13 protein-coding genes are annotated in these 22379 nt (G+C 54.4%); 7 read left to right on the top strand and 6 right to left on the bottom strand.

The genetic code is table 11. The features are described 5' to 3' along the window. Nucleotides 1-113: 113 nt before the first annotated feature. Nucleotides 114-2567, top strand: coding sequence for a vitamin B12-dependent ribonucleotide reductase (locus QTO31_RS01325; RefSeq protein ID WP_301427858.1), 2454 nt, complete (start codon nt 114-116; stop codon nt 2565-2567). 451 nt (nt 2568-3018) lie between these two features. On the opposite strand, the gene QTO31_RS01320 is transcribed toward QTO31_RS01325, so the two are convergent. Continuing rightward, nucleotides 3019-3342, bottom strand: a complete 324-nt coding sequence (locus QTO31_RS01320; protein ID WP_031459588.1) for an ArsR/SmtB family transcription factor — start codon at nt 3340-3342, stop codon at nt 3019-3021. Nucleotides 3343-4056: 714 nt separating this feature from the next. On the opposite strand from QTO31_RS01320, the gene QTO31_RS01315 reads away from it, so the two are divergent. The 3 genes from QTO31_RS01315 (at nt 4057) to QTO31_RS01305 (ending at nt 8911) form a co-directional block, all read left to right on the top strand. Next, nucleotides 4057-5868, top strand: coding sequence for a SulP family inorganic anion transporter (locus tag QTO31_RS01315; RefSeq protein ID WP_367620627.1), 1812 nt, complete (start codon nt 4057-4059; stop codon nt 5866-5868). 310 nt (nt 5869-6178) lie between these two features. Continuing rightward, complete coding sequence (gene trpD, locus QTO31_RS01310) at nt 6179-7204, top strand: anthranilate phosphoribosyltransferase (RefSeq protein WP_301427857.1); 1026 nt, start codon at nt 6179-6181, stop codon at nt 7202-7204. A gap of 9 nt (nt 7205-7213) precedes the next feature. After that, nucleotides 7214-8911 carry a potassium channel family protein gene (locus tag QTO31_RS01305; protein ID WP_301427856.1) on the top strand — a complete coding sequence of 566 codons (1698 nt, stop codon included), beginning with the start codon at nt 7214-7216 and terminating at the stop codon, nt 8909-8911. A 150-nt stretch (nt 8912-9061) separates the two neighbouring features. Here QTO31_RS01305 and QTO31_RS01300 read toward each other — a convergent pair whose 3' ends face one another. Beyond that, nucleotides 9062-10660 (bottom strand): amidohydrolase, encoded by a 1599-nt coding sequence (locus tag QTO31_RS01300; protein ID WP_301427855.1) that lies wholly within the window; start codon nt 10658-10660, stop codon nt 9062-9064. 2 nt (nt 10661-10662) lie between these two features. Next, entirely contained in the window at nt 10663-11595 is a 933-nt protein-coding gene (locus tag QTO31_RS01295; RefSeq protein ID WP_301427854.1) for an AEC family transporter, read from the bottom strand. A gap of 472 nt (nt 11596-12067) precedes the next feature. On the opposite strand from QTO31_RS01295, the gene QTO31_RS01290 reads away from it, so the two are divergent. After that, nucleotides 12068-12289, top strand: coding sequence for a hypothetical protein (locus QTO31_RS01290; RefSeq protein WP_301427853.1), 222 nt, complete (start codon nt 12068-12070; stop codon nt 12287-12289). Between the two features lie 51 nt (nt 12290-12340). Then, nucleotides 12341-12553: a hypothetical protein gene (locus tag QTO31_RS01285; protein ID WP_301427852.1), complete on the top strand. Its 213-nt coding sequence runs from the start codon at nt 12341-12343 to the stop codon at nt 12551-12553. Between the two features lie 439 nt (nt 12554-12992). Here QTO31_RS01285 and QTO31_RS01280 read toward each other — a convergent pair whose 3' ends face one another. Next, entirely contained in the window at nt 12993-15188 is a 2196-nt protein-coding gene (locus QTO31_RS01280) for a heavy metal translocating P-type ATPase (RefSeq protein ID WP_301427851.1), read from the bottom strand. Between the two features lie 466 nt (nt 15189-15654). Between QTO31_RS01280 and QTO31_RS01275 the strand changes: the two genes are divergently transcribed. Continuing rightward, a complete protein-coding gene (locus QTO31_RS01275) occupies nt 15655-17895 on the top strand; it encodes a 6-phosphofructokinase (RefSeq protein ID WP_301427850.1) in 2241 nt (746 codons plus the stop codon). A 206-nt stretch (nt 17896-18101) separates the two neighbouring features. Here QTO31_RS01275 and QTO31_RS01270 read toward each other — a convergent pair whose 3' ends face one another. Together QTO31_RS01270 and argS are read right to left on the bottom strand one after the other, a co-directional pair. Continuing rightward, the gene (locus QTO31_RS01270; RefSeq protein ID WP_031459597.1) at nt 18102-19808 is read right to left on the bottom strand and encodes a DUF262 domain-containing protein; all 1707 of its coding nucleotides are present in this window, start codon (nt 19806-19808) and stop codon (nt 18102-18104) included. Nucleotides 19809-19869: 61 nt separating this feature from the next. After that, nucleotides 19870-21594: an arginine--tRNA ligase gene (gene argS / locus QTO31_RS01265; RefSeq protein ID WP_031459598.1), complete on the bottom strand. Its 1725-nt coding sequence runs from the start codon at nt 21592-21594 to the stop codon at nt 19870-19872. Nucleotides 21595-22379: the final 785 nt, after the last annotated feature.

Here is a 22379-nt window from a genome sequence, read left to right as displayed (position 1 = left end):
ATATAGTAGTTTTTCTTTCCTGCGCCTTGTCGTCGTGAACCTTGTCGGTTAAAAATTATTTACAACACTCTTAGCGCATCAACCGTCCATGTAGCATGAGGAGCTTTCAATCCATGATGAAACACGAGCTTGCCCCTGCCAATCTGACCGACATTGCCCGAACCGTCCTTCAGAAGCGCTATCTACTCAAGAACGAGCATGGCGACGTCATTGAAACGCCCGAAGCGATGTTCTGGCGGGTAGCCGAGACGATCGCTGCCGTTGATGCTCGCTACGGTGCATCATCAGAACAGGTTGAAGAGCGAGCCGAGCGATTTTACCATCTGATGACCCAGGGCTATTTTGAACCCAACAGCCCAACTCTGATGAATGCCGGGCGGCCACTGGGTCAGCTCAGTGCATGCTTCGTGTTGCCAATTGACGACAATCTGACCAGCATTTACGAGACTCTGAAGCATCAGGCTCTGATCCATCAGAGCGGCGGTGGCACGGGCTTTAGCTTCTCGCGCCTGCGTCCGCGCAATGATGTGGTGCGCAGTACAATGGGCGTTGCCAGTGGTCCGGTCAGTTTTATGGATGTCTACAACCACTCGACCGAGGCCATCAAACAAGGTGGAACCCGCCGTGGCGCGAATATGGGGATCTTGCGCTGCGATCATCCCGATATTCTTGAGTTCATTACCTGCAAACTCGATACCACAAAAATCACGAATTTCAACATTTCTGTTGCCGTTACCGATGCGTTTATGCGCGCTGTTGAGCGCGATGAAACGTATGATCTCATCAATCCTCGCACCGGTACGGTGCATATTGCGTCACGCGATGGCCTGAAACATCCCCTGACCGGTGAGGTGCTGGTTCCGCCCGGTCAGCCAACACGCCTGCGTGCCCGGATGGTCTTCGATCTCATCGTTCAGTGTGCCCATGCTACCGGCGAACCCGGTCTGTTCTTCATCGACCGGGCCAACGAGTACAACCCGGTTCCGCACCTCGGCGAGTACGAGGCCACCAATCCTTGTGGGGAACAGCCACTCCTGGCGTATGATGTCTGTAATCTTGGCTCGATCAATCTGGGCAAATTTGTCACTCCAGAACGAACGATTGATTGGAATCATCTGCGTGAGGTAGTTCACGAAAGCACGCGCTTTCTCGATAATGTGATCGATGCCAACCACTATCCGCTCGAACAGATCACCCAACTGAGCCAGCGCATCCGGCGCATCGGGCTCGGGGTGATGGGATGGGCCGATATGCTAGTGCGGTTGGAGATTCCGTACAATTCGCACGAAGCAATCGATCTGGCGCGGAAGGTGATGCACTTCATCGACGAAGAGAGCAAGGTCGCTTCCGAGCAGTTGGCCCGTGAGCGTGGCCCGTTCCCGGAATGGGAGTATAGCATCTGGGGTCCTGATGCGACCTGTGCCCGCCGTCCTGATGGGTCGCGGATTCGTCCGCAACGACTGCTGCGGAATTGTAATGTGACCACCGTTGCCCCGACCGGGACGATCAGTATCATTGCAGGGTGCTCGTCTGGGATCGAGCCACTCTTTGCCATCGCCTTTTGGCGGTATCAGGCCGATACCCGGATGCTCGATATCAATCAAGATTTTGTCGCTCAGGCGAAACGTGAGGGCTGGTACAGCCCGGAACTGATGGAGCGGATTGCCGATACCGGCCACATTCATCACCCTGAAGTCCCGGCCCATGTGCAGCGGGTGTGGGTCACTGCCCACGATATTGCACCGGAATGGCATGTGCGGATGCAGGCTGCCTTCCAGGAGTATACCGATAGTGCGATCTCGAAGACGATCAACTTCCCCCACGAAGCGACCCCCGATCAGGTGCGCGAAGCCTACGAGCTGGCGTTCCGGCTTGGATGTAAAGGGATTACCGTCTATCGTGATGGGTCACGAGCGAACCAGGTTCTCTCGACCGGTTCGACCGCCAAAAGCACCGGCACGGTACAGGCGCCTGCACCACTACCGGCAGAGATTACACCGCGACCGGTACCGGCAGAGGGTCTTCCTAGTCACTCATATCCGGTCGTTACGCCGCTTGGCAAGCTTCGTCTGTTTGTTACCGAGTTAGATGGGAAGCCATTTGAAGTGTTTGCAATTATCGGGCGCGCCGGGAGTGATGTCACTGCGTTTACCGAGGCTATTGGACGGTTGATTTCGCTGGCGTTACGCTGTGGTGTACCGGTGAAGCTCATCGCCGAGCAGCTTCGCGGTATCGGTGGTTCACGTTCGGCAGGGTTCGGTCCTGATCGGGTCCGTTCCGTTCCCGATGCTATCGGGAAGGTCTTGCTCGATCACTATGTGAAGAATGGCAACGGGAATGGCAATGGTCATGGCTACGACGATAATACCGGTAACGGTGAAACGACACCAGACGATACGGTGAGGGTAAGCGAACCGACGCCATCGCAGGCGGTCAACTCTCTGCACGCTGACCTCCATCACGCTTCGTCAGAGGCTGCTGAGATCTGCCCCGAATGTCAGAATGCGGCGATGTTCAACGAGGAAGGATGTCGGAAGTGTCATGCCTGCGGGTATAGTGAATGCTAGCGTCGCTGTCATAGCGTGCTGAAGGTTCTCACATTTGCCTGCATACTACCTGGCCCGTATCAGGGCACGTGAATAATGAGCGTCATCCAACGCTTCAGGATGCCTCTGAATCATACAGTTGTCCTGAGATCGCGGGTCACCGGTCCGCGTCGGGTGGTCAATAGCCGAAAATCGGCGTGTAGTGCATGAGCACACTATGACCTTCATAGGTGGGGGGTAGGGGCGTGGAACCTGCCCCTCCTGTATGGTGACAGAACGTTATTAGGGATGCGGCATTACAGCGGGCAGCTTGGGAACCTGCCCCTCTCAGATTGCATCATCGGCGAGGAAACGGCAGTTTTGTGCTTCGGCCACTGCTGGTATGGAAGGTTGGGTATCTCTACACGCAATGCGGATAGCTGAGGAGTCGCTTTATCTCTCTACTGGGGCGGGTGAAAACATGTTGAAAGCCCTACTGCTCTTCATTCAACGTTGCCAGCATCTCTTGTGTGTCGATAAGATGATTGTTGAAGATAATACGTGCCACATCGAGCAACTGAAAGATCATCGGGTCGCGAACCCGGTAGTATACGGTTGTGCCTTCTTTACGCGAATCGACGATGTTTTTGTTGCGCAGAACAGCCAGTTGTTGTGACACGTTAGACTGTTCGATGGCGAGTGCCTGTTGTAATTCTTGCACACTGCGTTCACCCGCCCGCAATTGATCGAGAATGGCCAGGCGGGTAGGATGAGCGAGGGCTTTGAAGAATTCGGCTTTAAAGCGATGAAGTGGCATAAAAGTATCTTTTAATATTCTAATATTCGTATAGATTATACAACAATGTATGATAAACAGTAATAACCCTTTAAGCGCGACAAGGGGTTTTCAGGTTTTGGTTAGGTTTTCCGGTCAACGTTGTTTACCCTCGCATAATGCTCCCGATCCGAGCGTTTGCACCGGCGATTCGGGCCGTTGGCCTGCCCCTGTGGGAGCAGCCGTGGCGGATGAGCCTGCCTCAGAAGCAAGCCATCTTCCTGCTTGTGAAGAAGGTGTTTTCCTTGCCGCTCCTGCCGTGCATTGACGCGAGAAGCGAGAAAAGAGGAAAGCGGATTGGGAGCGGGGGATAGCCTCCTTCATCGCACCATCTCCTTGGGGTTCGTGTAGAGCAGTGGTGAACGGCCAGTGAGGGTATCCCCCGGCGCAGGTGCTTCACACTCCCCTGCCGCTCCCACCAGCGGAGCGGCAGGGGCTTGGGGAAAGGTGAGGGGGGCTGCTGTAGCCTCCTTCATCGCACCATCTCCTTGAAGTTTGCGTAGAGTAGTGGTAAACGGTCGGTCGGCAGGGGTGTCCCCCGGCACCGGCTTCTGGGCATGTTTCGCTTTTCTCGCCCTTCTCGCCCTTCTCCCTCAACACATCTCTCCCAGGTCGGGTGAACTGTTGAACAACCATCGCTACCCAGTACCTTGACAGAGAATAGTGAGCGTGATAGAATTTCGATAATATTAGAATATTATCATATATCCATCAAAGGGGCAGAAACTCGCTTCTCGCCGTTTTCCTCTCATTTCCCTGCTAGAGCGTGAATTTGCCGGTTACTCGGTCAATCATTTCCGCTCTGACGTATTGGCCGGCTTAACCACCGGTGCCGTGGCCTTACCGCTGGCTTTAGCATTCGGTGTTGCTTCAGGGGCTGATGCCCCTGCGGGTTTGGTGACTGCAATTATTGCGGGTCTTATTATTGGCGGACTCGGTGGTGCGGCCTATCAGATCAGTGGCCCCACCGGTGCGATGTCGGCTATCTTGATTGCCATTTCCGCACGCTATGGTCTGGAGGCAGTGTGGGTGGCTACGCTCCTTGCCGGTCTCATGCTGATCTTGCTCGGTATCTTTCGGCTTGGCCGGTATATCTCTTTCATTCCCTCACCAGTCATTGCCGGTTTTACCAGTGGGATTGCGCTGATTATCGCGATTGGTCAACTTGATAATGTGTTGGGGATCAGAACCCCAGCAGCCGAGAATGCGCTGGAAAAACTCCTCCACTATTTCACCCATCCGCTTATGCCCGATTGGCGGACACTGGTGATTGCCGGAATCGTGATTGTAGTGATGATTCTGTTGCCACGGGTGAGTAAGGCGGTACCAGCTTCACTGATTGGAATCATTGTGGCAACGATTGTAAGTGTTGTATTGGGATGGAATGTTCCCATTATTGGCGATATTCCGCGTACCATCCTGCTAGAGAATCGGCTAACGTGGGATAAAATCCCTTGGGATCATTTGAACGACCTCCTTGCGCCGGCTGTTTCAATTGCCGCCCTCGGTGCGATCGAAAGTCTCCTGTGTGGTGCAGTTGGCTCGACGATGAGCGGGAAGCCGTTCGATAGCAACCAAGAGCTGGTGGCCCAGGGTATTGGCAATCTGCTGATCCCGTTTTTCGGTGGAGTGCCAGCGACTGCTGCCATTGCTCGGACCAGTGTTGCAATCAAGAGTGGGGCGGTTACACGTCTCACCAGTATTGTCCATGCATTGTTACTGCTCCTCAGTGCACTGGTATTGGGGCCGATCATTCGCTACGTACCTCTGGCTGCGCTTGGTGGGGTATTACTGGTCACAGCCTGGCGGATGAATGAATGGGAGACGATTCACTTTTTCGTGAATGCCCGTCTTCGCCACGCTCTGATTGGTTTTTTCATTACGATGGTGGCAACTGCGGCACTCGATCTCACGCAAGCAATTCTCATCGGGGTTGCGATTTCGGCAGTTATTTATCTGCGGCAATCGGCAACCAGTACGACGGTCACCAGTTCTCCGATCAATCCGCAACAGTTACAGGTACAGGGTTCACCCATTACTGCCACTTGTCCGAGCATCCATGTCTACTACCTTACCGGTCCAGTTTTTTTCGGAAGTGTGACGACTGTACTTGAAGCTTTTGAAACTGCCGGTGATTATCACACGATTATCATCAGTATGCGCGGTGTACCACTGGTTGATGCGATGGGTATTCAGGCGCTCCATCAAATTGTTGAAGAACACCATGCCCGTGGTGGTGAGGTCATCTTTACCGCTTTACAACCGGCTGTACTTGATATGTTCAAACGTACCGGTTTATTTGATCTGGTCGGTGCACGGAATATTTACTGGAGTTCAGCCCATGCGATTATTGAGTTGCACGAGAAACGTCTAGTCGCCAGTTGTCCACGCTGCCATAACCATGGTGAGAGTTGTCAGGTCTTGCAGATGGCTCGTCAACGTCTCGTACCGCAACTGAATAACCTTTCATCACTCCCAACCGAATCGTCGTCTCAGACTTCCTCATAGCCGGGCCGATCATCGCTCATCGGTGTGTGTAGAGGTGAACATCCATCCGTTGCGTCTGGTTTCTAGATCATAGGAGAACAAGGAAGGATTTTTCAACCTACCTGCTAGCGGTGATGAGAGAGGGGACGCGACCACGTGTAAGCTGGCGCCCCTCACCTTCTACCCAACCCCCCTTCCGCTCTCACACGAAGAGCAGAAGGGGGTAGCAGTGTCCGGACCTCCTCTCTCCTTCTCACTTCCGATTGACCATAACCCTCCTGATCGCTACAATACAACCGCAGTGTAACGAGGAGCGTTTAAGGAGTGGAGCATGAACATTCGCGAGGCGATAGCCACCGTAGTTGCACGACGCGATTTAACTCAGGCAGAAGCGGCCAGCGTGATGGAAGAGATTATGAGTGGGGCTGCAACACCGGCGCAGATCGGTGCGTTTCTGACTGCCTTACATATGAAAGGTGAGACGGACGCCGAAATTGCCGGGATGGCTGCCGTGATGCGCGAAAAGGCAACTCACGTCTATTTCGATGGTCCGGTGATCGATACCTGTGGAACCGGCGGCGATGGCGCGCACACGTTCAATATCAGTACGACAGCAGCGTTTGTTGCGGCCGGTGCGGGCTTAACCGTGGCAAAGCACGGTAATCGGGCTATGTCAAGCGTATGTGGCAGCGCTGACGTGCTGGAAGGTCTGGGAGTACAGATCGAACTCGATGCCGAGGGGGTGGCGCGCTGTTTACGCGAAGCCGGGATCGGCTTTATGTTCGCTCCGAAGTTTCATCCGGCAATGCGCTTTGCCGGGCCGGTTCGCCGTGAGATAGGGATTCGTACCGTGTTTAATATCCTCGGTCCGTTGACCAATCCCGCTCGCGCTCGCTATCAGGTGTTGGGTGTTGCCAGCGCTGCGTTAGCTGAAAAACTGGCGTATGCACTTAGTCGGCTGGAGACGATTCATGCTCTGGTTGTACACGGTGACGGCGGAGTCGATGAATTGACGCTGTCAGGCCCCAACCTGATCTTTGAAGTACGTGCCGGTCAACCGCCACGTCAAATCATCGTAACTCCAGAAGATGTTGGTTTGGCCCGTGCACCGCAGGATGCACTGCGCGGTGGTGATGTTGCCTACAATGTTGCCATCATTCGTGCCATCCTGAGCGGTGAAGACCAGGGACCGCGGCGTGATGTCGTGCTATTAAACGCGGCTGCGGCGATGGTAGCTGGTGATCTGGCTCCTGATTTGAAAACTGGTGTGGCAATGGCCCGTCACAGTATCGATAGTGGACGCGCTTTAGAGCGACTCAACCGGATGATCGCTGTTAGTCGCGGTGATGTAGCGTAATACGCAAGCATGGCCCAGGATATTCGTCTTTCTCGATTACGGCGACGACGGTTCGCTTTCTGGCGTCTACTTGTCGCTAACCTGCTCGACGACCTACGCATTCTCCGTGAAGCGTGGTTCCCGGTAACGGCGTTACTACTCGTGCTGGCCAGTGGTGCGCTCTATTTGCAGTGGTTTTACTTGCCACCTCTCTGCAACTGTCGTCCCGATATTGCAGTTGCGCTCTTTGAAACGCTGAAACTGCTGATTTTTCAGACTGACCTTGAGTTGCCCCCCGATCGCATTGGCCGTGTCCTCTTCTTCCTGATACCCTTGCTTGGACTATTCTTTTTGTTGCAGAGCGCGGTTGATGTTGGACGCTTGCTGGTCGATAAACGGTCGCGCCCCGAACGCTGGCAAGAGGCGTTGGCCGCTACGTACCGTGGTCATATGATTGTGTGTGGTTTGGGTCGAGTTGGCTATCGTGCCGTGCTCCAACTGCTCGATTGTCGGCGCGAGGTTGTGGCGATTGAGCTTAATCCTAACTGTGAGTTTTTGCCAACCCTGTATCAGTTGGGCGTACCGGTTGTGCAGGGTGACGCCCGTGATCCGGTTGTTCTGACTCGGGCGGGCTTGCGTCGTGCTCAGGGTTTGATTGCAACCATTGACGACGATTTAAAAAATCTGGAGATTGCCCTGGCTGCCCGCCGTATTCGTCCTGAATTACCAACCGTCCAGCGCATCTTTAGTCGCGCCCTTGATGCTCGCATTGAGCGATCCTTTGGTCGTAATTCGGCATTCAGTCCGGCAGCGCTAGCCGCACCAACGTTTGCTGCCGCGCTATTGAGTTCTCAGGTCCGCTATGTGCTTGATTTACCTGCCGGATTATTGGGCATCGCCTTCGTTACCGTAAGTAACGATAGCCCACTTATCGGATCGGTCGCCAATCTAGAGGCTCGTTTTGGTGTGCGTCGCATCCCTGGGCCTCATGCGAACCTGCCTGTCTTGCCCAGCGAAGAGATTGCGCTGGTTGGCCCCTTACCGGCACTTGAGGCGGTACAGTGGGCTAATCAACCACGACCAAAGCGCAGTGATGCCAGCCTAATAGTTTGTGGGCTGGGAAAGGTGGGTACGCAGGTGGTGCGGTTGCTCAACCGCTACCAGCCACGACCGTCGCTGACCGTGATTTGTACGGTAGAGACACCGCCACGCTATGTTGAGGCCTTAACGGCGCAGGGAATACGGGTCTTGCGTGGTGATGCTCGCGATCCCACTATCCTCCGTGAAGCCGGTATTGAACAGGCAACGGCACTGGCCGCTCTCTACAGTGATGATCTGCTCAATTTACAGATCGGGTTAACTGTACGCAGTATGTATCCTGATGTTCACCTGGTGCTGCGCGTGTTTAGCGATGTGCTGGCAGACCGCCTGGCCGACTTGTTTGGCATTCGTACTGCTTTCAGCACCTCAGCGCTGGCCGCCCCCAGCCTGGTTGCCGCCGCTCTGCTCCCCGATGTTGAAGCGGCCTTTGACGTCGGTGATCAGTTACTGGTTGTGCGCCGTCAGGTTATTACCGACCGGCGGGTCGGGCAAACAGTTGCCGAACTCCGTGCTGCGGGTCAGTTACCGTTGAGCCTGCGACGTGGTGATCATTTTCAGTGGTTGCCATCAGATGATATGGTGATCGAGCACGATGATGAGGTTGAGTTGCTGACATTTTTGACATAAAGTCAGTCAAGATGTGCCGTAGGGGCATAGATCGGAGTCTCTGAATTGTCCGTTTTGCGAAGGGTACCTGCTCGTTCCTTAGGTACGCGGACCTACGGCTCGCATCTTAACGGTCTCTTATCGAACCTTGTTTGGAATTAGCGATGACGATCAGCGTGTAAAAACGACTCGTCCTCCTACCATGGTCAACATAACTCTTGCCGTAGTAATCTGGTTGGGCGGTAAGGTCGTAATATCGCGATCCAGAAGGATCAGGTCGGCCAGATAACCGGGAGCTAGCCGTCCCAGTTCGTGTTCGCGATAACCGGCATACGCTGCCCAGGTCGTATAACCAGCCAAAGCTTCAGTAACTGTGAGGCGCTGATCGGGAAACGGACTGTCAGGCGGGCTGAAATCGAGTTTTCCTCTCGTACAAGCCGCCTGTATCCCTCGCAACGGATCTGGATCGGCAACCGGCCAATCACTTCCCAACGCCATTTTGGCTCCGGCCTGCAAGAGATCACGCCAGGGAAAGCCATAACGATGGCGCTGTGTTCCGACTAAGCGCCACCACGGATTGTGCTGATCCATGCCGAACTCGACGTGCAACGGCTGCACAGAGGCAATGACACGCAGTTGTGCAAAACGCGGGAGATCAGCCGGATCAACAATTTCGGCATGTTCAATCCGGTGCCGTGAATCGCGATGACCGTTGATGTGGCGAGCGTGCGTAAAGGCATCGAGTGTCTGGCGCACACCGCCATCACCAATTGCATGGACACAAACCTGGAGACCAGCAGCATCGGCATGGGTTGTCAGGTTAGCGAATTCGCTTGGATCGTAGACCGCAGCGCCACAATCGCTGCTGTCATCAGCATACGGTGCCAGCATCAGAGCCGTTTTCGCTTCAACCACACCATCAACGAACAGCTTTACCGCATCGGTCTGCACCAACGGATGTTGATATTGTCGGGCATCAATTGCCCACTCGGTAATCCGTTGTGGGGCAGTTCCTGGTGTTATCGACAGTGGTAACCGAATACGGAGCGTCAACAGTCCATCAGCCGCCAACTCGCGATAGCGCATCCGCTGCACTTCATCACCATCCATGTTGTGCACGCCAGTCAAGCCAAGTGCGGCTAATTCGCGGAGCGCATGCAACAACGACGACCGAATTTCGGCTTCAGTTGGTGGTGGAATACAGCGTCGCACCAGGTCTATCGCCGGTGCTTCACGCAGTTCACCGCTGGCTAGACCATCATCTCCGATCACGACCGTACTACAGGGATTACCGGTGTCTGTGCCGATCAGGATACCGGCTATCTGCAATGCTCTGGTATTGACCCAGGCCGTATGACCATCAAACGCCGTTAACAGTACCGGTCGGTCGGCAACGACGGCATCGAGCATGTGACGGGTCGGTGACTGACCGGCAGCGAACAGGCGATAGCGCCAGCCACGTCCGATCAGCCATGGGAGATGCGGGTTGGCAGCAGCATATCGGGCCAGAAGGTGCTGGACATCAGCAATACTGTTGGCCTGCTCCAACCGCAGAACGTTCAGCACCCGAGCACCGTTCTGCAAATGAAAGTGACAGTCGTTGAATCCGGGAAGCGCCAGCATCCCGGCGCCATCGATGATCTGCGCGTTCGGCTGTTGCCATCGTGAAGCATCCTGATCAGAACCGATCCAGGTAATACGATCACCCTGAATGAGCAGGGCCTGAGGACTTCCCTGACCGGGCAGCATAATGTTGCGTAGAACAATCATACCTATCGTACCAGGCTAAGTAATACGCTCAGTGTTATCAGACTGGCAAACGACGACACCACGACGGTACTGACCACCAGTTGTGGCCGAGTATCAAACTCAATCGCCAGGATTGTGGTATTCACTGCTGTTGGCATACCGGCCATCATCACCCCAACCCCGAGTGCAACTCCCTCCATACCGAGTAGACGGGCCAGACCGAAAGCCAAGATCGGTGATATTACCAACCGGATTGTCGTGGCAATTGCCACCATTCCTGGTCGAACAAGAGGTGCTCCGGCACCCAGTTGTACGCCAAGAATGAGGAGCATGACCGGCAACGCCGCTTCACTCAAGAGCGCTACGCCCTCAAACAGACTGTGAATAAGCCCTGTCGCTGTTGCCGGCTGGAACCCCACACTCCGTAAAGCCAGTGCACCGGTCACAGCATAGATTTGTGGCATACGGATCAGGCGGTAACAGATTGATTGCCATGCCTGTCGGCCTCCTTCTGCCGCACCCGCTGCTGCCACTCCCACGCCTAACGTTTGCGCCATGATCGATTGCATGATAAAGTAGAACACCCCTAATGTAAAACCGGTTTCCCCAAAAGCAAAACGTGAGGCTGGCAGACCATAATTGCCCGAATTCATAAACATACTGGTCAGCAACAACGCCGTCACGTCCTTTCCGCGTAACCCCAGCCCCAGTGCACTGATCCAGACGGTTAACGCCATCAACCCCAACACTCCCACCGCGAAGAAGAGCATGCGTCCGGCATCCGGGCCACTCAAATCGGCGCGCACCAGGGCGACAAAGATGAGCGCCGGGCTAAGACCGTAAATCATCAGCCGGTTGAGTGTCATCAGATCAAGCGGAAAGGCGCGCCGTAGTGCGAATCCTGCACTTGCTACCACCGCAATCGGCAAGAGAACCTCGATTAAGACCGCGATCATGGACTCTCCAAACAGCAATACTTTACAAGTCAAATATCATAGCATAGATTCGGTTTGCACTTGAACAGGTAGAGCGAATATCCAGGAGGTCTTCAACATTCTCGGCCCTAGATGGCGCAGACTAACAAACCTTATACACGTGCTAACGGCGATCCCCGATCTGTGCGGTTTCCCCTGGGAGTGTAGGTTAGCGGCCCGCGCTCTGGGGGAGTAGTGATGGAATGTGTGTCCCTCTCGAAAGCATGCCGTGCGGAAGTTGAGAATCCACCTCTCCAGAGACAACGATGGATTATCGGCGAGAGGACGGGGGTTGACCGTGGATCACCGGATTGGCACGGGAAGCTGCGCACCGCTGCACGAGCTGCGGATAGGCTCGGAAACTCGCCATGCCTCTCATCACTGCTGTCGGGTCGGATGAGAAGGTTGAACAGACCTGTCAGCACCACAAATCGGTAGCAGCAGTGGTCGTACTGTGTTAACATGGAACAATCTCACCGTACCTGCGCAAAGCGGCGATACACCCGGACGACGCACATTGCTCTTCCGAGTGACAGTCAATCCGAACCAGGTGACTGGCAGCCTAACGAATACGGTCGAGATTGTCAGTAGTTCGGTCACTATTGAAACGCAATTACTCGAAGCACCAGTTTCAATCAGTGCACCACGATTGTGGGTACCGCTGGTTTTGCGCTAATCGTGACGGGGATGCGTTATCAGACGCATCCCCTCAACAGTGGAGTCAACGATGAACTGCTGGCACTGCAATCGTCCCGCTCACGGCACCTGTATCTTTTGTGGGCGGGCTATTTGTCGCGATCACGCGCAAGAGATGCCCCATATTGTTGCCCTCTTCGCCGACCACAAAGGTGGTCATAAGGCTATTGTCACTGCCCGTGCACTCTTTTGTGGCCTGTGCGAACCACGTGAAGACCCGATTGAATTACCTGAGTTGCGGTAGTTCGGTAGGTGCTTCAGTTTTTACCGGTGTTAATCCAGGAATGATAGGCGTAGCATATCCGTCGTGTCTCCTTACCGAGGGAATGGGCTGTTCCAAAGACATTCGGCGGCTTTCTCGTCGTCGCGTGCATAGAGTGTGAGGCTTGCGCCGTTCACCGCGCTCAGAAAGTGTCTGCACAATGCTTCCCTCATCCGGGATCGCGGGTCTCTGGCCCGCATCTGCGCTGGCAATCGCGGAACTCGCATCCGTCTCAAGAACACGTTATTGGGGCGAGTTTGGAACCCCGCCCCTCCCGCTTGTTCCTAAACGCACGTAAAGAACGTTGAAAAGCCCTGGCTCCATCTTCACGAGCAAGGAAGAGGGATACTAGCAGTGGCAAGAGCATATTCCGTCCCTTGCCAGGCGTAATCGCTCTGATCGCCTGAACTCTGTTCCGTACTCATCCTCTATGACCCGGCAGACGTGAACGGAAGCCCAATAACCGCATCCCATTCAGCGTCACCAACAACGAGGTGCCCACATCGGCCAACACAGCCATCCACATTGTGCCCAAGCCGACCAGAACCAGGCCGATGAAGAGGAGTTTAATGCCAATGCTGAATGTAACATTCACGGCGATCGTGCGCATTGTCTGGCGGCTGAGTTCAATGGCAAACGGTAACTGACGGAGATCACCACTGAGTAGAGTTATATCGGCAGTCTCCATCGCTTGCGTCGTACCACCAGCCTGCTTACCAATCGCAATCCCTACATCGGCAGTCGCCAGTGCTGGCGCATCATTGATTCCATCACCGACCATCGCTACTGCACCGTCAGGTTGACGTAATGCACTGACTGCCGCGGCTTTGGCTTCAGGGAGTAATCCAGCCCGAACCTCATCCACCCCAATGTCGTCGGCAATGCGCCGCGCAGTGGCCGGTTCGTCACCGGTGAGCATCACGACCCGCAAACCTTGGGCGCGCAGAGCAGCCACGGCGTTCCGACTCTCTTCACGAATCGTGTCAGATACGGTTATTGTGCCACGGTATTTACCATCAACACCAACCAGGAGAGGTGTATATCCGGACTGGCTGTCACGTTGCGCTGCCAGACAATGCTGTTCATCGTGAGTCAATGTCTGATCGAATACCCGATGACTTCCGATCAGCACCTTGTTCCCATTCACAACTCCCACCACTCCTTGACCGGTCAAGGCCCGCACGTTTTCGGCCATCGGGAGATCGAGACCGCGCAGGGTTGCAGCCTGGACGATGGCATGCGCCAGTGGATGTTCTGAACGCCGCTCAACGGCTCCTGCCAGCATCAATAGCTCATCGCAGGTCTGACAATGCCCGACCGGTACGACATCATTGGCCAAACATCCCAAGACCCGTAGCCCCACCACCGCCGGTTTGCCGGTGGTCAGCGTGCCAGTTTTATCAATGGCAATGGTACGCACACGTGCCAGCGTTTCGATGTATGCCCCACCCTTGATTAACACACCGTTGCGGGCAGCCGTGCTTAAGGCGCTCACAATACTCACCGGTGTGCTGATAACCAGCGCACACGGGCATGCAACAACGAGGAGAGCCAGACCACGGTAGAGCCAGCCAAATGTTTCGGGATCGGGGTTTAAAAAGGGTTGACCAAACAAGAGTGGTGGAATACTGGCCACCAGCACGGCTAGCATGACCACTGCGGGCGTGTAGATACGTGCAAAGCGATCAACAACCCGCTGCACCGGTGCCCGACGCTCTTGCGCTTCCTGAACGAGATGAATCATCCGCGCCACCATACTCTCAGCAGCGGGTCGGTCAACAATCAGCTCAAGACTCCCTTCACCGTTTATCGTTCCTGCAAAGAGCGAGTCTCCGGCCTCACGCTCAATCAACCGACTTTCACCGGTAATCGAAGCCTGATTCACCAGCGAATAACCGGCGACAATCGTACCGTCAACCGGTACCCGCTCTCCTGGCTTGATGAGAATGCGGTCGCCAACCCGCAACTCGGCGACCGGTACGATCTCTTCACCAGCAGGCCCAAGACGTGTTGCCGTCGGTGGAGTCAATTCAAGCAGGCTGCGGATTGCATGACGGGCACGATCGGCTGTATACTCCTCTAAAGCCTCGCCAATTGCGTAGAGCACCATCACCAGCCCGGCTTCAACATACGTTCCGATAATGACAGCGCCAATAGCGGCGATCGTCATCAAAGCATCGATATTCAGCTCACGATTTGTACGGAACGTGCGCCAGGCGTTTTGAGCAATTTTTGGCCCCACCAGGCCAAGGGCAACGAGTGCCAGCCCATCAATCCAGAGTGCATCCCAACCAAGCAATTCATGCAGGATGATACCCGGTAGAACGAGCACAAGACCAACCAGCGCGAACAGATGTTGACGACGGCGGCGGATAAAGTCGAACAGGGTTGGTGGATTCTCGTCAGCCACTGTCGTTGCTGACTGAATTTCGTAGCCTAAATCTCGTACCCGGCTGATGATAGCTGTCGGGTCTGCATCACCGGTGACGTGCAATTGAGCGGTGGTGAAATTCACTTCACAGGTCTGTACCCCTGGAAGCCGCGCTACACCGCGTTCAATAGCACGTGCACAATCAGGACAATCCATGCCGTTAATTGTAAACTGCTGTTTGTTCATCGTGATCTTCCCTCAGCAGAATGAGTATGTGCGTTTCATGCCCTCACTTTACCCCATTCAAGCATAAAGTCAAGAGGTTTACCTGAAAATGAAACAATGTCTTATTTCCATTTCTCAGTAGTAAAAACACTATCTTATTTTGAGATATTATCTTCATAGCCGGTATCCTTTTCTGATCAACGAGCGTATGCCGCTAACGCATTCACCCAGCATCTGGAGCGGCTGCCAAACTTTGCCCCTACCGATGCGGTAACGGGCATATTCTGCAAGACGACCGAAGTGAAGGTACAAGCCTACCTGCTACAGGTAGGGCGTCATCTCTCCAACTGACTCCTGCTTTCTCTGCCCTATCTCCTCACATCACCTCTACCGGGTAGCGGATGTGATCTTCACTGATCACTCGTGACTCTGTGATATACTTGCGTATGCAACCATATTGCTATCCGCCAGAGAGGCGAGGGATACAATGACACATCCAACAATCCGTATCGGAGTACTGACGAGCGGTGGTGATGCGCCTGGGATGAACGCTGCGGTGCGTGCTGTAGTACGTACTGGCATCAGTCGTGGGTGTGAAGTCTTTGCGATCTATGAGGGCTATCAGGGCCTGATTGAAGGGGGCAAGTTCATCCGGCGTATGGATTGGAGTTCGGTGGGGGGGATTATTCATCGCGGTGGCACAATTATTGGTACCGCACGGAGTAGTGCCTTTCGCACTCGCGAGGGTCGGCGTCGGGCGGCGGCTAATTTACTGACCCATGGCATTGACCGCCTGGTTGTCATTGGTGGTGATGGTAGTCTGACCGGAGCTGATCTCTTTCGCCGTGAATGGCCGGAGTTACTGGCCGAATTGGTTGCGGCAGGTGAAATCAGTGCTGAACAGGCGGCAGCCCATCCTAACCTGCTGATTGCCGGAATTGTTGGCAGTATCGACAATGACTTTTGTGGCACTGATATGACGATTGGCGCCGATACTGCACTTCATCGTATTACCGAGGCGATTGATGCGATCAGTTCAACGGCTGCCAGCCATCAGCGCACCTTCGTCATCGAGGTGATGGGCCGTAATTGTGGGTATCTGGCATTGATGGGGGCAATTGCTGGTGGCGCAGACTGGGTATTTATCCCGGAAATGCCTCCCCAGATGGACGATTGGGAGCAGCATATGTGTGATGTGCTGCGAATCGGACGTGAGCAAGGTCGGCGCGATAGTATTGTTGTGGTCGCTGAGGGTGCTCGTGACCGCCATGGCAAGCCTATCACTGCGTCGTATATCAAGAAGGTGCTGGAAGAGCGACTAGGGGAAGATACCAGAGTCACTATTCTCGGCCACGTTCAGCGTGGTGGTGCACCAAGTGCATTTGATCGCTGGATGAGTTCATTGTTGGGCGCAACGGCTGTCGAAGAGCTGTTAACCGCCAGTCCAGACGCCGAACCGAAATTGATCGGTTTGCGTGAAAATCGGGTGATGCGCTTGCCGTTGTTGACCTGCGTTCAGGATACGCATCAAGTTGCCGAGGCTATCGCGCAGCACGATTACGAGCGAGCGCTGGCAATGCGGGGCAATAGTTTTGCAGAAGCGTATCGGACGCTGGGGACCCTCATTCAATCACAGCCCTCGCCACCTGACCGCCTGAAGCGCGGTTATCGCTTTGCAGTGGTGCATAGTGGTGGGCCAGCGCCCGGTATGAATACGGCAGTACGGGCGGCAGTACGCATTGGAATCGACCGTGGTCACATCATGCTCGGCGTTCGTAATGGATTCCAGGGCCTGATCGATGGTGAGATCGTTGAGATGGATTGGATGAGCGTCAGTGGTTGGGCAACGATGGGGGGGGCCGAACTGGGTACCAATCGCAAGATTCCGCATGGCAGCGAGCTGTACCAGATTGCGCGTAACATTGAGCGTTTTGGGATAGATGGCATCCTCATGATCGGTGGCTTGAGTGGGTATCAGGCAGCGTACAAACTCTACAGCGAGCGCCAGATCTTTCCGGCGTTTCATATTCCGATTATCTGCCTGCCGGCAACCATTGACAACAACCTGCCCGGTTCTGAACTGAGTTTAGGCGCAGATACAGCACTGAATAGTATTGTCCAGGCCATTGACCGTATCAAACAATCGGCCGTGGCATCACGCCGCTGTTTTATCGTTGAGGTTATGGGTCGCGATTGCGGTTATCTGGCTCTGATGAGCGGATTGGCAACCGGCGCCGAGCGGGTCTATCTTCCCGAAGAAGGGATTAGTCTGCGCAAACTACAGGCCGATTTGGAAGAGATGATGTATTGGTTTCGGGCTGGGAAACGGTTAAGTCTGATCGTGCGTAACGAAAAGGCGAATCCGGTCTACACAACATCGTTCATCTGTTCACTCTTTGAAGAGGAGGGGAATAAGTTGTTCGAGGTACGGCAGGCGATCCTTGGTCATTTGCAGCAAGGCGGTGATCCATCGCCATTTGACCGTATTCAGGCAACGCGGTTAGCGGTGCGCTGTATCGAATTTCTGATCGAGCACGCTGATCGCCGTGAGCCGGTCGGTGCGTTCATCGGTTATCGCGGCGGGAAAGTTCAATTTCATCAGCTCGACGATATGCCTCGCTTGATGGACCCCACCCATGCCCGACCGCGTGAGCAGTGGTGGCTGGCGTTGCGTCAGATGGCCGATTTACTGACGACACCGCCCGTAAAAAGTGAATCGACAACGTAAATCTGTCGGGGCACGGGTCGCTGAACCGCCAACACAACTGTCGCGTTGACTGGCAAAACACAGCGAGTCTCCAAAGTTATTGGACGTGGAATGAGGTCATAGTTCTGCTGCGCTGCTCACGTTCTCAGTGAGATCGCTGGGACCCCAGCAGGAAATTGGCCCCCAATGTAATTGCCTGTAGACAACATAATGTAAGCGTAGCAACCTCAGATATCTATTCGCCAGACTACTGCCGCCAACCTGGCCATTTCGCGTTGACGGGCAGCTAGTCGCTCTGGCGTCCATTCCTCTTCCTGCGCCAGTTGTTGGGTTAAGCGAAAGCGACTTTCTTGATAGATCACACGCTTTTGTGCGAATGATTTGTTTCCTGCCTCTCTATTCCGGCTGCTCTCAATAATCGTCATGTTCCCTAAACGGTAGACAAATTCCTCTAGATCGCGGTCACTAAAAGCCTCCCATCCGGCTTCAGGCGACTGAGGCAAGATATGTTCAATGGTATAGGCAGGAGAATCGTAATCAAACTCAACGCCGCCTACCTGTTGTTCTAGTTTGCTGAGAATGTAACGTACAATTCGTGCATTTCTGCTCTGGGTCGTTTTGATCGACTTTTCACTAAAATCGGCCTTAAACGCGGCATCACTTCGATAGATAGGGCGTAGCGTCTGCACGGCGAGCGTGTAATTGTTGATTATTCCTTCATGTATTTTCTTCGCTACTTCGTGATATAGCCGTTCAGACTCACCGGTGTGGAGCGAACCAATGACATTGTACCGAAACGATATAACAACGGTTGCCCGTAACAGTCTGGCAAAATCATCGTCGGCTAAGCGGCGTTTGGCTGCCATAAGCATCGGGTATGGCTGGCGAACCGAAAAAAGCCGTAGTTCTTGAGCATAGACCTTCCAATCTGATGGCCAACTTGAACCTTCGGGTTGGTTGAGTGCTAGATACGTATCAACATCCTCGTCCATTTCACGCAGCAGCCCGAACACGGCTTCACGGTTTTGGATTCGATTCCGAATTGCTTTGAACAGCTCGGATTGGCGGGCAAAACTGTGTCGGCTATTCCAGTGCATCCGAAGAAAATCCGGCAGACTCTCGCTCCCTAACCGGCTAACCAGCGTATCCCACCGACGTTCCAGCTTTTTTAGCTCCACTTCCGATTGTGAATGGCGAGCCAGGACTGCAAAGAGATAGTTCTTAAGCAGATCGGTGGCCGACAAACGAACTCCACGGGCATTGAGCGTCTCGAAGACACGGTAGGCGTTTAGTTCATCAGACACGGTGATAACGGTGAAGAAGAGCTTATCACTCATCGTCTCGATAAACTGCGCTAACGCCCGACCCTGATCGCGTTGCGTGCTGGTATACTCATTGAGACGACGCTCAAACCATTCAAATGCCTTTCGCATAGTGTTGGTTGAAGCCGGAAATCCGCGCTGCGGGAGTGGATCGGTCAATGTGACCAGATACTGACGGTAATACGGATCATTCTGGCGGTTCAGCGAGAGTTTATTTTGCGTGATGAGGGTCACCGGATCGAGGTAACCGATGTAGCTTGTCCGTAGCTGTCCCAGCCGCATCTGATTGGCTTCGGCGGCAATACCGTTATCGATCAGGCGTTTGAGCAGGCGCATTGCCGCCAGAACAATCAGACTCAACGTGGTGAGGCGCTGTTGACCGTCGATAACCTCAAATACCCGGTTATCAACTGTTTGGAGAACTAGATACCCCATGTAGTGCGCAGGTTCACCATCGGCAGAAAGTGTGCCCTGAATATCGAGCCATAAATCCTCCCACTCTTCTTCATTCCAGGCGTAATCGCGCTGAAACGGTGGAATCCGGTAGATCAGCCCATTGCCCATCAACTGGCGGTAGGTTCGGTTGTCCGTACTAAAACTGGTGACACTCATACGCACCTCAACCGTTGTGCTATCAGCATTGCAACCTCTCAGGTTGCCTGTATGCCGGTTGTTACATCCGCTCAGGCGCCTTGATCCCCAGCAACGCTAATCCATTCTGCAATGCAGTCGCCGTTGCCGCAACCAATTGGATGCGTGCGGCTCGTAATGCCGGTGGCTCAGCACGCAAGACCGGACATTGCTCGAAGAAGATACCGAATTCGCGGGCGGTGGCATAGCACCAGTCGGCGATCACGAATGGCGCATAGCGTGCAGCGGCCTCGCGGACTGCTTCGGGTAAGCGGGCCAGATGGCGAATGAGACGTTGTTCACTCGGATGGGTCAGAAGGGTCAGATCGGGCGTCTCTGATCCCACGCCCTCTTCGGCTGCCCGGCGCAAAATTGAACGGCAGCGAGCGTGCGAATATTGTAGATAGGCGGCGCTGTTCCCCTCAATCGAGAGCATCCGATCCCAATCGAGGGTGATATTTCGGCGCGGGTCTTGATAGAGATCGTTGTAGATTACGGCGCCGATGCCAACCGCTTCGGCAATTGCTGCTCGTTCTTCAGGCGATAGGTCAGGACTTTTCGCATCAACCAGGGCGCGTGCTCGTGCTACAGCCTCATCAAGTAGAGCTTCAAGATAGACCATGTTGCCTTTTTTGGTCGAAAGTGGCTGACCATCGGGAGTGGTAATAACTCCGAACGGAACATGAACCAGCTCTACATTGTGCGCATAGCCCATCGCCCGCACAATAGCGAAGAGTTGTCTGAAGTGCAATTCCTGTCGTGCGTCTACCACATAGATAATGTGCGAGGGGTTGAACTCCTGAATCCGAAACTTGATCGTGGCGATGTCGCGTGTCATGTAGACGGTACCACCATCGCTACGCTGGATGATAAACCGAGGGAGTTTGTCAAGTTCGGCTACAACGGCGCCATCGACATCGCGGAATGCGGCTTCCGAGCGTAAGGCTTCTTCAATGACACCGGGCAGCATCGGCTCGTAGAAACTCTCGCCGTAGGCATAATCAAAACGAATACCTAGCCGGTCGTAGTTACGCTGTGCAGCCCGTAATGTCAGATCAACACACCATTGCCAGAGCGCACGCGCCGTCGGATCACCCTGTTCGAGTGCCAGCGACCAGCGCCGGGCCTCCTCCTCAAGGGCCGGATCGTCCTTCATCTCGGCATTGTAGCGCGTATAGAGTGCCTCAAGCTCGGCCATGGCCGCTTCGCCTTCGCTCTGCGGACGTCCGTAGCGCTGCATCGCAGCTAAAATAATGCCAAACTGAGTACCCCAATCGCCAAGATGGTTATCGCCGATCACCCGATAGCCAAGGGCGCGAAAGATATGCACGAGCGATTGCCCGATGATCGTCGAGCGAATATGACCTACATGCATCCGCTTGGCAATGTTGGGCGAAGAGTAATCAATCACGACCGTTCGACCGGCACCATCCGTCAATGTCCCGTATGCCGTACCGCTTGCCATAATCTCTTCGAGCACGGTAGCAGCCAGACGTTGCGGGTGCAAGGAAAAGTTGAGGAACGGGCCGCTGGCAGACACTTCACCAATCAGCGAATCTGGTGGGAGAGTCAACGTTGCAGCCAGATCGGCAGCCAAACGATTCGGATCAATACCAAGCGCCTTTGCTGCTTTGAACGTAACAAAAGTACGATCAGCAGGAATATTGGGTTTTGGGGTTGTAATTTCGATCAAATCAGCCGGTACCTTACCGGTAGCCAGAATAGCATCTTTGATTTCAGCAATAAACCGTTCGAGCGCATAGCGCATAGACATCTCCTCAGGGCGTGCCTGAAAATCTCTCTTGACTTCCGCATATTGCCGTGTGTCTCCCGCTCCTATCGGTAAGAGAGAGAACGAGAGGTGTCGTCCGGCTACCAGCGCTGTGTTTTCCAGACACACTCTCTATCTTTTCTTCTGTTCCTTAGTATACCGCATATCGAAGAGGCGGCGGGGCAAACCAACTTCACGTTTACATATCGTGATACATATTCCTCAAACCCATCTCCTTCTTTCGCTACGTTCGCCAACGTTCTCGTCTGGTACAGGCAAGTGTTGAATGGAGGTCATGCTTTCTCTTCTCACTCTCTCAGCTCCTTGCAAGGGTGACCAGAACGTTATGTACTGCACCCGTTTGGGTAGTATCAGAACGCCACGGTAAGCGGGTTTAGAACTCGCTCCTACCGATACGATAGATAGTGTTGGACAACGGAGCTTTTCAACGTTTTCTCTTTTCGCCGCAACCGAAGTGAGGGACACGCATGAGGAATGTCATCCATGCACCAAGACGATTCCCGACCCACCAGGTACCTGGGAACGTAGGCCTCCGGCCCACGTCCTTCAGTGTGGAGCCGGAATCCATCGCTCGCCCGACGCGCACGCTCGCTGGAGAGGGCGCCCAATCAGCCTCGGCGCCGCCTTCCGCTGCCGGTGTGAGAGCACTCGTAGATTAGGGCAAAGGGGGCGTGCTTAATGTCCTGCCTCAGCCATCCCCCTTCCTCTCCCCTTGTGGGAGAGGAAGGGGGATGGGGGGGAAGGTGAGGGGGGAGGCGACA

The organism is Chloroflexus sp. MS-CIW-1 (assembly GCF_030444705.1).
In the GTDB taxonomy this organism is placed as follows: domain Bacteria; phylum Chloroflexota; class Chloroflexia; order Chloroflexales; family Chloroflexaceae; genus Chloroflexus.
This window is presented reverse-complemented; position numbering and strand designations above follow the sequence as displayed.

Coding starts and splice junctions, on each gene's coding strand:
- QTO31_RS01325 (WP_301427858.1), top strand. CDS start 114: ATGATGAAACACGAGCTTGCCCCTGCCAATCTGACCGACATTGCCCGA.
- QTO31_RS01320 (WP_031459588.1), bottom strand. CDS start 3,342: ATGCCACTTCATCGCTTTAAAGCCGAATTCTTCAAAGCCCTCGCTCAT.
- trpD (WP_301427857.1), top strand. CDS start 6,179: ATGAACATTCGCGAGGCGATAGCCACCGTAGTTGCACGACGCGATTTA.
- QTO31_RS01305 (WP_301427856.1), top strand. CDS start 7,214: ATGGCCCAGGATATTCGTCTTTCTCGATTACGGCGACGACGGTTCGCT.
- QTO31_RS01300 (WP_301427855.1), bottom strand. CDS start 10,660: ATGATTGTTCTACGCAACATTATGCTGCCCGGTCAGGGAAGTCCTCAG.
- QTO31_RS01295 (WP_301427854.1), bottom strand. CDS start 11,595: ATGATCGCGGTCTTAATCGAGGTTCTCTTGCCGATTGCGGTGGTAGCA.
- QTO31_RS01285 (WP_301427852.1), top strand. CDS start 12,341: ATGAACTGCTGGCACTGCAATCGTCCCGCTCACGGCACCTGTATCTTT.
- QTO31_RS01280 (WP_301427851.1), bottom strand. CDS start 15,188: ATGAACAAACAGCAGTTTACAATTAACGGCATGGATTGTCCTGATTGT.
- QTO31_RS01275 (WP_301427850.1), top strand. CDS start 15,655: ATGACACATCCAACAATCCGTATCGGAGTACTGACGAGCGGTGGTGAT.
- QTO31_RS01270 (WP_031459597.1), bottom strand. CDS start 19,808: ATGAGTGTCACCAGTTTTAGTACGGACAACCGAACCTACCGCCAGTTG.
- argS (WP_031459598.1), bottom strand. CDS start 21,594: ATGCGCTATGCGCTCGAACGGTTTATTGCTGAAATCAAAGATGCTATT.